The sequence below is a fragment of the Shewanella corallii genome, assembly GCF_023349125.1.
Lineage (GTDB): Bacteria > Pseudomonadota > Gammaproteobacteria > Enterobacterales > Shewanellaceae > Shewanella > Shewanella corallii.
The window spans coordinates 19,823-31,964 of record NZ_JAKIKT010000018.1; the positions used below are offsets into that span (position 1 = coordinate 19,823).

The window sequence follows — 12,142 nt, forward strand, 5'->3', positions numbered from 1 at the left end:
CCCTTGCTAGCCGTATTTGGATTTGAATGGAATAAATTCGGTCAGAATTATGCAAAAACAAACGGCAAAAAGTGTCGGAAATCGCTACCATCAAAGCAGTTATCATGCACCAGGGATAAACATGGAAGCGAAAGAGCAGTCGATGCAGGCACAGGAGCAAAAGCAGCTAATAATGCGAGTTGCTCAGCACAGAGATAGACAAGCGTTTGGCGCGTTGTTCAAGCTTTTTTCTCCCAAGATCAGGGCATTTGGCGTCCAACGTCTTGGGCAACAAGGTTTGGCGATGGATTTACTGCAGGAGACCATGACAACAGTCTGGACCAAAGCGCACCTGTTTAATGCTGACAAAGGCGCGGTAAGTACCTGGGTCTTTACAATCATGAGAAACCAGTGCTTCGACATGTTGCGTAAAGTCCAGCACAATCGCGAAGATGCCTTTGGCGATGATATCTGGCCACTGTTCGAAGATGTGGAATCCGGCGACGGTATGTCTGACCATAAGATGTCCGACAAGCTGCTGGAAAACATGGACAAGCTCCCTCCACTTCAACGTCAGATTGTACAGGGAGTTTACTTGCAGGAGCTCAGTCAGCAGGAGCTTGCCGAACGTTTGGGCATACCCATAGGGACTGTTAAATCAAGATTACGCCTTGGGCTAGAAAAACTGAGAAGCTATCTGGAGAAGCATCATGATTAAGTATCACCCCAGCGACGCCCTGCTGCAGGCACATGTAGCCGGAGAGCTTCCGTTATCCATGAGCATTGCAGTCTCAGCACACTGCGAAATGTGTCAGGTATGCCAGGATAAAGTCCACAAAATGAATGCGGCGTTTGCCCAGGAGACCCTTGAGGCCGAAGCTTGTACAGAAACCGACCTTTGCGAGTTTAATTTCGACAGTATGTTGGAAGATATCATGTCGAAACCTACAGCCCCGCAAGAGGTAACGCCAGATGCCATGGTTGAGGTAAATGGGGAGCAATACAAGTTACCCAAAGCCTTCCGCCACCAACTTCAGGACAGTTGGAGCGGCATCGGCAAGGTGAATCGCATGCGTTTCGACACTGCCGAGAATAAAGCCCGGGCCAGCCTGCTGCACATAGGTGCCGGAGGTGAAATCCCTGCGCATACTCACAAGGGTCAAGAGATAACCTTACTGTTGTCCGGCGACTTTTGCGACGAATATAACGAGTATCACCCCGGAGATTTCATCGTGATGAGCAGCGAACATGAGCATTCCCCCAGAACCAATTCAGGTTGCCTGTGTTATACAGTGGTAGATGCGCCGCTCTACTTTACCAAGGGGATAACCAAGCTATTGAATCCCATTGGTGAACTTATTTATTGAAAATTGTGGTACGGGCGACACATTGTCGCCCGATTGTTATCCAAACAGAATTGACAATCCCAAAACCATTGCTAATATTACTGCGGGTCGGGCATTTATTAACCGTCTGATCTCTCGCCAGGATTGACCTCTCAGGGTTTTCCCAGACAAAACCAAGTTCTTCAAGGCTTCACATTTTCGTCATATGAATGTGGTTGACTTGCTGAAACTGGATTTTGGGTCAATGCTTGAACCAACACACCATCACTGTTCCGTGGCTGCCGGAACTGAGGATATGTTTATTGAACCTATTTATTCGCCCCTAAGGCGAAATAAAGAAGAATAAAGGAGTGTGACTATGTCATACAAAATTGATAACCACGAAATTAACGTCTGTTTTCCGGTAGATTCCATCTCCATCAATAAAAACTCTATTGCTTTTACAGACAAACAGGGAAAGAACAAGCAAACCTTCTCAAAGCGTACTGAAGCGCTGAAGTTTATGAAGTGGTTGCTTAATCCAAACCAACGCTAATCAAGAAAAACACTCTTATCACGGCTCTGCCTCACCCTAACATCAGAGCGAGTGTTACCTCTCAAGATGCAAGAAACTCAAAAACGGTCAGGATGACATCTGCAACAAAAAGCAGATGAGCCTGACCGAAGAGCATCACCCCACAAACAACCCCGGGAATTTCCGCCGATACCTTGGCAGCATGGTCTCGTTCCCAAGTACGCCTCCCTGATGGATGTAGATCCAGGTAGCATCAGGCTCTGCAGTAAAAGCCTGTTGAAGTGCCATCAAACCAACGGGATCGTAAAGCAGTTCAAATTCAACACCGCAGGCGCAGGCCTGCAGCCAAAGAGTAATAAACTCAGGATAAAGCTTGCCGAAATGATACTTACGGCCCAGCTCAACAATATCAGGATGCAAGCTGCTATCAGGCTCAAGCTCATTGAATTGCAGCCTGAGGTAGTCCTCTCCTCCCACTGCCGGGACAGTTAATACACGGATATCCAACTGCTGACTGAAAAAGTATCTGGAAAGAAACAGCGCAGTCGTGCCGGTACCGGATGGCAACACTACCCGGACCTTATCTTTTGATTGAGCCAGTTGCCACTCAGCCAGTTCCAGTGCCAGCTGCTCAACCCCTGAAGCCGCCAAATGACATCGTCCCCCTTCAGGTACAAACAGAGCCCCTTGTTTATAAGGCAGCACCTTTTGGGCAATATATTCAGCGACACTGAGTCCTTCCCTGTCGTCCAACTCACCCACCTCAATAATCCGGGCCCCCAGTTCCAATGCAGCCCGATAATTACCATTGGGATTGTTCTTGAGCCATTGGCTGATGCGGTCGACATAAAACTCAAGCTGGCAACCTTTGAGCTGTGCCAATGACGCCATGGTAAAGAGAGAGTTTGCCTGGGCAGAGCCATAACCTATTAACGTATCTACATCGGAAAAATCCATCTCCAACAACGCCGAAAACTTGCGGGCCTTGTTGCCTCCGAATGCGGGATGAAGAAGGTCGTCCCGTTTGATAAAAACGTCGAGTCCCAGTAACTGTTTTTGTTCAATGGGAGAGTTTGCCAGCTGCATATTGAAATAAGAAAATGAAAATAGAGGGCAATTCTATACCAGATGACTCATTTGGCTGATAGCTTGGCGAAAAATATCAATAAACAGTGCTTCTTTTCATCAAGCCCGGCAAGCAGGCATAACTTTCCATTAAATATCATCAAGTTAACTTATGGCACAGAAACTGCTTATATCCGAAGTTACTATAGCGATAATTTTGTGGGAGCGCTGATTTATGCCTGTTATTCGTTTAATCCTGAACATATTGTGGTTGGTTACCGGAGGCTTGGTGATGGGCCTGGCATGGTGGCTGGCAGGAGTGCTTTGTTTTATCAGTATTATTGGTATTCCTTTTGGTCGAGCCTGCTTCGTGATCGGCGAACTGGCGTTCTGGCCATTTGGACAGGATATCGCCAATCGTGAACAGGTCACGGGTCATGACGACATTGGAACCGGAACTGCAGGAATGATAGGTAACATTATCTGGTTCCTGCTGTTTGGACTTTGGTTGGGTATCGGCCATCTGACGCTGGCGGTAGGATGTTTCCTTTCTATTATTGGTATTCCATTCGGCCTACAGCATCTTAAACTCGCCATTCTCAGCTTGATGCCCATAGGTCAAACTGTCGTCGCGAGAACTTAAGCTTAATCACGAGAATTTGAGCTTAGTTGTTCAACTCTCGCCAGTAGGCATTCAGCAGGGCCTGAGTATCCAGCGTATTCAGGCCCTGATTCAGTATATCCAACCACCGGCGTCCCTCTTCACTCCGTTGAAACGCTACAAATAAACTGGGCTCTGCCAGCAAGCGCCGACCAAACTGAAGTTTACTGCTCACCCCGGGTAAGCTGTCGGACTTCAGCAGGTATTCGGCGACATTCATATCCATTACGGCGCCATCAACCCGGGCCGTCGCCACCATTCTGATATTCTGTAAATCCGATGTGGCCTCCCGTTTGGGCTGTTTATCACTTTCGAGCCAGGGGGATACTTCAGGTATGCCCAACACCTGAGGCCCAACCCCAAGAGTAAAGTTCCGCAGATCATCCATTTCCAGCCAGCTTAATGGATGCAGTTTCATCTCAACCAAGCCAATAGGGCTGGTTGCTACAGGCTTTGAAAACACAAAGTCGCTGTTTTGATATTCGTAAACCGGAAGATAACCCAAATATTTACTGCCTGATTTACCCACCAACTTGCTGGCTCGTCCAGCCCCATAGAAGTCTACTTTGACTTCATGACCCATTGCAGACAGCGCCTTTTTAATGACATACACAGCCGCGCCCTGTTCCGGTAGCGTCGGCCCCGCATAAGGAGGCCAATACACAGCAGTCAAATGGAGTGTGTCAGCCTTCGGAGTAAATGGTGTCAGCAGCAGACATGCTAAGATCAGCACAGAAAGCTGCCAGTTTCTCGTTCGTCGCATCTTATCCTCCCGCGATGACAATCCTGGATTGTCCTGCTTACCCCAATCCGGATTCAGTCTTCTGAGTATAGTCAGCATCCGATTTCCGAATAACGTAACTGGGTGAATTCTGCTTGAAGCTGTTTTGAAAATATTATTGGAAGGGTGAAGCTATCGGCTTGCCACAATAGATAAACGAAACGCCCTTAATTAAAACCGATAAACCCTGCTCGCGATAAATGTAAATACCGCAAATAGAATCGTGACCGTTATCACGCATGAGGTGTCAACTATACCCGCATGAGTAAAACAATTCACTATTCCTACCAGCATTACGCTGCATGTACAGAGAGAATGGTCACAGTTAACCAATCCAAAGCTACGATAGAACCAATCTAAACATTCTACTTTTCAATATCTTACAAAAACCATTAAACTCCCTTTATATCCTTACAAATAATATGGTTACCAAGGAAGCTACAGATGAAAACCGTCACTTTGACCTCCCTATGCATCAGTATTGCATTGAGCGCCCCGGCTTTTGCCGCTGAGCCGATTCAAGTTATTGAGCCAGCTAAAATCACACAACCTGAAAAGGTAGAGCTGGGCAAAATGCTGTACTTTGAACCACGTCTGTCGAAGTCAGGTTTTATCTCCTGTAACTCTTGTCACAACCTGTCAATTGGCGGTGTTGATGCCATTCCAACCTCTATCGGTGACCAATGGCAAGAAGGCCCGATCAATGCGCCGACTGTTCTGAACGCTGACTATATGCTGGCGCAATTCTGGGATGGTCGCGCCAAGGACCTGAAAGAGCAGGCTGGCGGCCCTATTGCCAACCCTAAAGAGATGGGTTTCACCCATGAACTGTCTGTAGACACTATCGCCTCTATGCCTGCTTATCGCGCAGTATTTAAAGAGGTCTATGGTGATGACAAGGTCGATATGGACCGAATCACTGACGCCATCGCGGCCTTTGAAAAGACTCTGGTGACACCGAACAGTCCGTTCGATTTGTATCTGAAAGGTGATAAGCAGGCTATCACGGCCGATGCCAAAGCCGGTTACCAACTGTTTAAAGACCGTGGTTGTATCGCATGTCACTCCGGTCCGGCAGTGGGCGGTACCATGTACATGAAGATGGGTCTGATTAAGCCTTACCACACAGATAATCCGGCAGAAGGTCGTAAGGCTGTCACCGGCAAAGAAGCTGACAAATTCGTCTTTAAAGTACCAACCCTGCGTAACATTGAGTTGACCTACCCCTACTTCCACGACGGCAGCGTGTGGACTCTGGAAGAAGCGGTAAACACCATGATTGATATCCAGTTGGGTCAATCTCTGACTGAACAGGAAACCGCTCAGATGGTGAGTTTCCTGAAGTCACTGACCGGAGAGCAGCCACAGATCACGCTGCCTATTCTGCCGCCGTCCAACCACAAGACGCCTCGTCCACAGCCATTTGTGGCGGACTAAGTCAGAAAGTCGGGCCTGAGCCCAACTGAGCTCAGGACAAGCATCAACAAGCGCCGCACTATGCGGCGCTTTTCTTTTGCTATCAATGGACTGCTTGTTACTATGCAGATGTTAAAGCAAGGAATTTAAAACAATGAACTATTGGCTGATGAAGTCTGAACCCGATGAGTTCAGCATTGATGATTTACAAAAAGTGGGACAGGAACCCTGGACAGGTATACGTAATTACCAGGCCCGCAACTTTATGCGTGACAGCATGCAGATTGGCGATCAGGTTCTGTTTTATCACTCCAGCTGCAAAGTCCCTGCGGTTGTGGGCATCGCCAAAGTGGCATCCCAGCCCTATGCAGATTTCTCAGCATTTGACCCTGAGTCGAAGTACTTCGATCCCAAGTCATCACCGGAAAATCCACGCTGGCAGATGGTTGATATCAGCTTTATCAGTAAGCTGGCTAAGCCTGTAACCCTGAGCAGTATCAAAGCCTGTCCGGAATTAAATACCATGGCGCTGGTCAATCGCAGTCGTCTGAGCATTCAGCCAGTCACGGAGCAGGAGTGGCAGCAAGTGCTCGCTATGGGTGCCTGATCACTGCATCATGATGCGCCTCTAGCCAAGCGCATCATGATAAAACCCGGGCCGGCTGAACTCTTCTAATATCAGTTGGGTGAACAGCTGTCCTGCGCGCCCCAAGGGCCGCTCCCGGGTAGATACCAGCCTTGGAGTGAAGGTAAACCGATTTCCTCCGGCATAATCTACTCTGGCCAGCTTTCCGGCTTTGAGCTCCTCCTCTACCAGATAATCCGGCATCCAGCCAAAACCCAGCCCCTTAAGCAGGGCGCTTTTCTTCATCACAAAGCCAGACAGATAAAACACCTTATCGCCACCGAACTGCATATCGTCCTGATAACCAAAATCCGGTGACGAGTCCTCAATAGTCAGCTCTACATGCTGCTGCAGCTCGTGCAATTGCACCTGTTTCATCCCGGCTAACCTGTGAGCTGGTGATACCACCAAAACACTGGCTATTTCAGGCAGATCTCTGGGGTCATACTGAAGTGCACCACGAAAGTCTTTTACCAACATCAAGTTGGCTTTATCCCGTTCGAATCTGTGTTGCACTCCCCCCAAAAACTCAACCGACAACTGGATTTTTGTCGGCACCTTGTGCTCTGCCATACGTTTAAGGGCGACCAGGATCGGCTCCATGGGCAAAGCCCCATCGATGACCATCTCAAGCCTTGGCTCCCAGCCATCGCTGTAACTTTGTGCCAAATGTTCAATATTGGCCATTTGCGCCAACAGCTTTTGTCCTTCCGCCAGGATAGCCCTGCCCTCAGGGGTCAGTTCAGCCCGGTATTTATCGCGACTAAAAAGTGTGACTCCCAGATGTTGCTCCAGCTTTTTTACCTGATAGCTGATGGCAGACTGAGCCTTATGTAGCTTCTCAGCTGCAGCTGCAAAACTGCCGCACTCCACCAACACCTGCAGAACTTTAAAGCTCTCAATATCGATTTTCACTGCTGCTCCCTGTCACGCTGCCGTGACACACCAAGTATCTGATATCACAATTAGCCGCGTCAGCTGCGGATTATGGCCGCCAACGCTGCCAGCCCTATAGCCCAACTCTTGTAACGCCAACATTACCATCTAATTTTTTGATTGAGTTAACCCATTTATTATTCTTTTCTTTGTTAATCTGTGCAACTAGATTGTTAACAAGATCACAGAATCAGCTTTGCCTGCCCATAAAGATAAGCAACGAACGCAAGTGCAAACTGAGTAAGGAAAAGGAAGACTGATATGCCGTTTTATGTAAAGCAGGGACAAGTGCCCTCCAAAAGACATATAGCGTTTGAAAAACCAAACGGAGAGCTTTATCGGGAAGAGCTGTTCTCCACCCATGGTTTTGCCAATATCTACTCCAACAAGTATCACCACAACATGCCCACCAAGGCATTGGAAGTAGAAGCGCTGAACATTGGCCACGGTGACAGCTGGCAGGACAGTCTGATCCAGAACTATAAACTGGACTCCCGTAAAGCGGATAAACAGGGTAACTTCTATAGCGCCCGTAATAAGCTGTTCTTCAACAACGATGTCGCCATGTATACCGCGTCAGTCACTGAAGATACCGACACCTTTTACCGTAACGCCTATGCTGATGAAGTGATTTTTGTCCATGAGGGCGAAGGTAAGCTATACAGCGAGTATGGTGTGCTGGAGGTAAAGCGTTGGGACTATCTGGTAATTCCCAGAGGCACCACTTACCAGCTTAAATTCGACAGCTACGACAATGTTCGCCTGTTTGTGATTGAAGCCTTCTCCATGGTGGAGGTGCCTAAACACTTCCGCAACGAATATGGTCAGCTATTGGAGTCAGCACCTTATTGTGAGCGTGACATCCGGGTACCGGAACTGCAGGATGCAATTGTAGAGAAAGGCAGCTTCCCATTGATCAGCAAGTTTGGTGATAAATACCAGCAAATTCAGCTGCAATGGCACCCCTTTGACCTGGTTGGCTGGGACGGCTGTGTCTATCCCTGGGCTTTCAACATTCAGGAGTACGCTCCCAAGGTAGGTAAAATTCATCTGCCACCGTCTGATCATCTGGTGTTTACCGCTCACAACTTTGTGATTTGTAACTTTGTGCCGCGCCTGTATGACTTCCATCCCAAGGCGATTCCGGCCCCTTACTACCACAACAATATCGACAGCGACGAGGTGCTTTACTACGTCGACGGCGACTTTATGAGCCGAAAAGGCATTGAAGCTGGGTATCTGACCCTACACCAAAAAGGTGTGCCCCATGGCCCGCAGCCGGGTAAGACTGAAGCCTCGATCGGCAAGACAGAAACCTATGAATATGCGGTGATGGTAGACACCTTTGCGCCACTGAATTTGACAGACAATGTACGTGACTGCATGAGCCAGGACTATAACCGCTCCTGGCTGGAAGAGTAACGTCGATTTTTGAAAACCAATTTGAACAAACGGCCAATAGAGCCGGCAAACTATTGAAAGAGGACACAACCATGGCAAGCGAACAGAATCCACTGGGCCTGATGGGCATCGAATTTACCGAATTTGCCACGACCGACACGGATTTCATGCACCAGGTGTTTATCGACTTTGGTTTCTCCATGTTGAAAAAAGCCAAAGATAAAGAGATCTACTACTACAAGCAGAATGACATTAACTTTTTGTTGAACCGCGAACGTGCCGGTTTCTCTGCTGAGTTCGCCAAGAGCCATGGTCCTGCTATTTGCTCTATGGGATGGCGTGTAGAAGATGCTGAATTCGCCTTTAAAACAGCAGTAGAGCGCGGTGCCAAGCCTGCCAATGATTGCCACAAGGATATGCCTTATCCGGCCATTTACGGTATTGGAGACAGCCTGATCTACTTTATTGACACCTTTGGCCCGGACAACAACATCTATACCACTGATTTTGAAGATCTGGCCAAGCCACAAATCGTGGCTGACAAAGGTTTTATGGAAGTCGATCACCTGACCAACAATGTCTACAAGGGCACCATGGAACACTGGGCCAAGTTCTACAAAGAGATCTTTGGTTTTACCGAAGTGCGTTACTTCGACATCAGCGGTGTCCAGACAGCGCTTCTCTCGTACGCTCTGCGCTCACCGGATGGCAGCTTCTGCATCCCGATTAATGAAGGCAAGGGTAACGACAGTAACCAGATTGATGAGTATCTGCGTGAATATGACGGTCCAGGCGTACAGCACCTGGCGTTCCGCAGCCGCGACATCGTCGGCTCTCTGGATGCGATGGAAGGCACCTCAATTGAAACTCTGGATATTATTCCTGAGTACTATGACACCATCTTCGACAAGGTTCCTCAGGTTACCGAAGACAGAGATCGCATCAAGCATCACCAGATCCTGGTAGATGGCGATGACTCAGGCTATCTACTGCAGATTTTCACCAAGAATTTGTTCGGTCCTATCTTTATCGAAATCATCCAGCGTAAGAACAACCTGGGTTTCGGTGAAGGTAACTTCCAGGCACTGTTTGAGTCTATCGAACGTGACCAGATGAAGCGCGGTGTGCTGTAACTCTCACTGTAGTTATTCAGCTTGAAAAAACCGGCATTCCCTCGGGGAATGCCGGTTTTCTTCATCACGGGAATCCACTAAAATCCGGCAACCCTAACATTGTATAAAATAGACATAACTTCCTATGCCTGATATCGCACTGCTCGCGGTGTTTATCCCGACTTTCTTCTTTGTAGCCATCACCCCGGGAATGTGTATGACCCTGGCCATGACATTGGGGATGAGCATTGGCGTTCGCCGTACCCTGTGGATGATGCTGGGTGAACTGGTCGGTGTCGCTGTGGTTGCCATTTCCGCTGTGATTGGCGTAGCGGCACTAATGCTAAAGTACCCTGTGGTATTTGAATTCCTCAAATGGGTCGGTGGCGCTTACCTTATCTATATCGGCATCAACATGTGGCGCTCACGTGGCAAAATGGCTATTGTGGAAGGCGCACCGCCGGAAGTATCCAACATCGCGTTAATCTCACAGGGATTCATTACCGCCATTGCCAATCCAAAAGGTTGGGCCTTTATGGTGTCATTACTACCCCCTTTCATTAATGTGGAGCAATCTGTGGCACCGCAGTTGGCAGCTCTGGTTCTGATTATTCTGATGACAGAGTTCGGCTCTATGCTGGCCTACGCTTCAGGTGGTAAAACGCTTCGAATATTCCTGTCCCGTGGCGACAATATTCGCTGGCTTAACCGTATTGCAGGCACTCTGATGGTAGGTGTTGGCCTGTGGCTGGCTCTGGGGTAACGCTCTGCTCTCCCTGTTCCAATTAACCTGAGCTTCTCAATATGATAAAAACCACCTTCCAGTATGAAGGTGGGTTTGTTCAGCATTTCAGTTACAGCACATATTTAACCGAGAACATCAGACGGTTCAGATCACCTTCAAAGCCGTTTTGACGCTCGTTGGTTGCATGCATATATTCCACACCCACGGTGAGCGGCTTAATTGGCGAGTACAACAGGTTGATATAGCCTGAATAGGAAGTTTCGTTCACATTTCCTCCTGTCAGTGCTACATCATTGTCCGCTTTAAAGCCGGACAGAGTGATGCTGCTGCGCCATTGGTCGTTCCACCAGTGGCGGTAGGAGACGAAACCGGCATAGGAGCTTATCGCCTCCAGATCACCGCTGGCATTCAACACAGCTGCATTGGCATAGTTCAGTGCCAGATAACGTCCCAGACCATCGCCATAAGTAGCGGTGAACTTGAAGTCATCTTTGTCACCGACAGGAATGACACCGGAGAAAGTGACGCCATAACCCAGATCGGTAGAGTCTACGCCGTTTTGATCCAGGGTTAACTGGCGGGCGATACCCGCAAGCGCAAATTTACCGCCATCACTGGTTTTAAAGTTATAGCGGGCCACAAAATCAGGTACCCAGCCGCTGCCACTAACCACCCGTGCACCACCACCATAAGGCGTTACCGTGGTTTCAGGGTTTTCAATAGAGAGCTGCCAGTTACCATTGGTATAGCGAACCTGGCTCTGGCGGACAAAAGGCGTACCATCTGCGGCACCAACAAAGTCGAGGTTCTCAGGAAGCGCACCCGGGTTTTGGAAAGTACTCCAGGTTTGACCTACCAACCAGTTGTCATAGCTGACAAAGGCATGACGCAGGCGCGGAGAATAGCTGTTGGAAACACGTTCGTTACCGTCCGAATGGGTGAAAAAGTCCATTTCGATAAAAGCTGTTACTTTATGGCCACCAATATCTGAGACAGTTTTAAAGTTGAAACGGGACTCACGAGCCTGAAAATCGACCACTTGCTTGCCATTATTCGGGTCGCCATAAATGGTTCCCGGCACATAAAACTGGCGGGACAACTGACCGGAAGCAGGTGCGCCATTACTGTAATCACTGAACATCACATCAGCTTTAATATAACCACCAAATGTAAAGTCGGTTTCCGCTGCTGCCATTGGGCTGGCCAGCACGCAGGCGGCTGAGATCGCTGCAGCAAGCTTTGCTTGTTTCATTCTGTTCACTCCCCTTTTGTATTTTTCTTAGAGAAATATGAACAAACTTAAGGCGTAGCAATATTAGCAATAGGTCTATAAGACGAAGGTATACAGATACCAAAAATGAATTAACTGCCAAATAGATGCGAATAGCAGGCATGCTGAGTGAGTCAGGAATTAAGGAGTAGTGATGAGGGTGAAGGATTCGAGAAGAAGTGGTGGGTCGTGAAGGATTCGAACCTTCGACCAATTGGTTAAAAGCCAACTGCTCTACCGACTGAGCTAACGACCCATATTGTGTTGTGTTCCGAAGAACGCTCTCCCGAA

13 protein-coding genes and 1 tRNA gene are annotated in these 12,142 nt (G+C 48.4%); 9 read left to right on the forward strand and 5 right to left on the reverse strand.

Annotated features, from left to right (window positions below; genetic code table 11):
- The first annotated feature begins 121 nt into the window (after window positions 1-121).
- From L2725_RS22960 to L2725_RS22970, 3 genes are all read left to right on the forward strand, one after another.
- On the forward strand, window positions 122-697 hold the full coding sequence (locus tag L2725_RS22960; RefSeq protein WP_428985315.1) for a sigma-70 family RNA polymerase sigma factor: 576 nt from the start codon (window positions 122-124) through the stop codon (window positions 695-697).
- Window positions 690-1,346 carry a ChrR family anti-sigma-E factor gene (locus L2725_RS22965; protein ID WP_249251109.1) on the forward strand — a complete coding sequence of 219 codons (657 nt, stop codon included), beginning with the start codon at window positions 690-692 and terminating at the stop codon, window positions 1,344-1,346. Before L2725_RS22960 ends, L2725_RS22965 begins: the two co-directional genes overlap by 8 nt.
- A 337-nt stretch (window positions 1,347-1,683) precedes the next feature.
- Window positions 1,684-1,860 (forward strand): hypothetical protein, encoded by a 177-nt coding sequence (locus tag L2725_RS22970; protein WP_115134603.1) that lies wholly within the window; start codon window positions 1,684-1,686, stop codon window positions 1,858-1,860.
- A 135-nt stretch (window positions 1,861-1,995) separates the two neighbouring features.
- On the opposite strand, the gene L2725_RS22975 is transcribed toward L2725_RS22970, so the two are convergent.
- Window positions 1,996-2,925, reverse strand: a complete 930-nt coding sequence (locus tag L2725_RS22975; protein WP_249251110.1) for a pyridoxal-phosphate dependent enzyme — start codon at window positions 2,923-2,925, stop codon at window positions 1,996-1,998.
- A 214-nt stretch (window positions 2,926-3,139) separates the two neighbouring features.
- Here L2725_RS22975 and L2725_RS22980 point away from each other — a divergent pair, with 214 nt between their 5' ends.
- The gene (locus L2725_RS22980; RefSeq protein WP_248935680.1) at window positions 3,140-3,547 is read left to right on the forward strand and encodes a YccF domain-containing protein; all 408 of its coding nucleotides are present in this window, start codon (window positions 3,140-3,142) and stop codon (window positions 3,545-3,547) included.
- Between the two features lie 22 nt (window positions 3,548-3,569).
- Here the strand turns inward: L2725_RS22980 and L2725_RS22985 are convergent, their stop codons facing one another.
- Window positions 3,570-4,406, reverse strand: a complete 837-nt coding sequence (locus tag L2725_RS22985; protein WP_249251111.1) for a type 2 periplasmic-binding domain-containing protein — start codon at window positions 4,404-4,406, stop codon at window positions 3,570-3,572.
- 384 nt (window positions 4,407-4,790) lie between these two features.
- On the opposite strand from L2725_RS22985, the gene L2725_RS22990 reads away from it, so the two are divergent.
- Together L2725_RS22990 and L2725_RS22995 are read left to right on the forward strand one after the other, a co-directional pair.
- Entirely contained in the window at window positions 4,791-5,783 is a 993-nt protein-coding gene (locus L2725_RS22990) for a cytochrome-c peroxidase (RefSeq protein ID WP_249251112.1), read from the forward strand.
- Between the two features lie 133 nt (window positions 5,784-5,916).
- Window positions 5,917-6,369, forward strand: a complete 453-nt coding sequence (locus L2725_RS22995; RefSeq protein WP_249251113.1) for an EVE domain-containing protein — start codon at window positions 5,917-5,919, stop codon at window positions 6,367-6,369.
- 21 nt (window positions 6,370-6,390) lie between these two features.
- Here the strand turns inward: L2725_RS22995 and L2725_RS23000 are convergent, their stop codons facing one another.
- On the reverse strand, window positions 6,391-7,302 hold the full coding sequence (locus L2725_RS23000) for a LysR family transcriptional regulator (RefSeq protein WP_249251115.1): 912 nt from the start codon (window positions 7,300-7,302) through the stop codon (window positions 6,391-6,393).
- Between the two features lie 282 nt (window positions 7,303-7,584).
- Between L2725_RS23000 and L2725_RS23005 the strand changes: the two genes are divergently transcribed.
- From L2725_RS23005 to L2725_RS23015, 3 genes are all read left to right on the forward strand, one after another.
- Entirely contained in the window at window positions 7,585-8,745 is a 1,161-nt protein-coding gene (locus tag L2725_RS23005; RefSeq protein WP_249251117.1) for a homogentisate 1,2-dioxygenase, read from the forward strand.
- Between the two features lie 71 nt (window positions 8,746-8,816).
- Window positions 8,817-9,857: a 4-hydroxyphenylpyruvate dioxygenase gene (gene hppD / locus L2725_RS23010; protein ID WP_249251119.1), complete on the forward strand. Its 1,041-nt coding sequence runs from the start codon at window positions 8,817-8,819 to the stop codon at window positions 9,855-9,857.
- 124 nt (window positions 9,858-9,981) lie between these two features.
- Window positions 9,982-10,599 carry a LysE family translocator gene (locus L2725_RS23015; protein ID WP_249251120.1) on the forward strand — a complete coding sequence of 206 codons (618 nt, stop codon included), beginning with the start codon at window positions 9,982-9,984 and terminating at the stop codon, window positions 10,597-10,599.
- A 91-nt stretch (window positions 10,600-10,690) separates the two neighbouring features.
- Here the strand turns inward: L2725_RS23015 and L2725_RS23020 are convergent, their stop codons facing one another.
- Complete coding sequence (locus L2725_RS23020) at window positions 10,691-11,833, reverse strand: DcaP family trimeric outer membrane transporter (protein ID WP_249251121.1); 1,143 nt, start codon at window positions 11,831-11,833, stop codon at window positions 10,691-10,693.
- A gap of 198 nt (window positions 11,834-12,031) precedes the next feature.
- Window positions 12,032-12,107, reverse strand: a tRNA-Lys gene (locus L2725_RS23025).
- Between the last annotated feature and the right edge of the window lie 35 nt (window positions 12,108-12,142).

Excerpts from the sequence above, each read along its gene's own strand:
- L2725_RS22970 (WP_115134603.1), top strand. The coding sequence starts at position 1,684 with ATGTCATACAAAATTGATAACCACGAAATTAACGTCTGTTTTCCGGTA.
- L2725_RS22985 (WP_249251111.1), bottom strand. The coding sequence starts at position 4,406 with ATGCTGACTATACTCAGAAGACTGAATCCGGATTGGGGTAAGCAGGAC.
- L2725_RS22980 (WP_248935680.1), top strand. The coding sequence starts at position 3,140 with ATGCCTGTTATTCGTTTAATCCTGAACATATTGTGGTTGGTTACCGGA.
- L2725_RS22990 (WP_249251112.1), top strand. The coding sequence starts at position 4,791 with ATGAAAACCGTCACTTTGACCTCCCTATGCATCAGTATTGCATTGAGC.
- hppD (WP_249251119.1), top strand. The coding sequence starts at position 8,817 with ATGGCAAGCGAACAGAATCCACTGGGCCTGATGGGCATCGAATTTACC.
- L2725_RS23005 (WP_249251117.1), top strand. The coding sequence starts at position 7,585 with ATGCCGTTTTATGTAAAGCAGGGACAAGTGCCCTCCAAAAGACATATA.
- L2725_RS22975 (WP_249251110.1), bottom strand. The coding sequence starts at position 2,925 with ATGCAGCTGGCAAACTCTCCCATTGAACAAAAACAGTTACTGGGACTC.
- L2725_RS22960 (WP_428985315.1), top strand. The coding sequence starts at position 122 with ATGGAAGCGAAAGAGCAGTCGATGCAGGCACAGGAGCAAAAGCAGCTA.
- L2725_RS22995 (WP_249251113.1), top strand. The coding sequence starts at position 5,917 with ATGAACTATTGGCTGATGAAGTCTGAACCCGATGAGTTCAGCATTGAT.
- L2725_RS23020 (WP_249251121.1), bottom strand. The coding sequence starts at position 11,833 with ATGAAACAAGCAAAGCTTGCTGCAGCGATCTCAGCCGCCTGCGTGCTG.
- L2725_RS22965 (WP_249251109.1), top strand. The coding sequence starts at position 690 with ATGATTAAGTATCACCCCAGCGACGCCCTGCTGCAGGCACATGTAGCC.
- L2725_RS23015 (WP_249251120.1), top strand. The coding sequence starts at position 9,982 with ATGCCTGATATCGCACTGCTCGCGGTGTTTATCCCGACTTTCTTCTTT.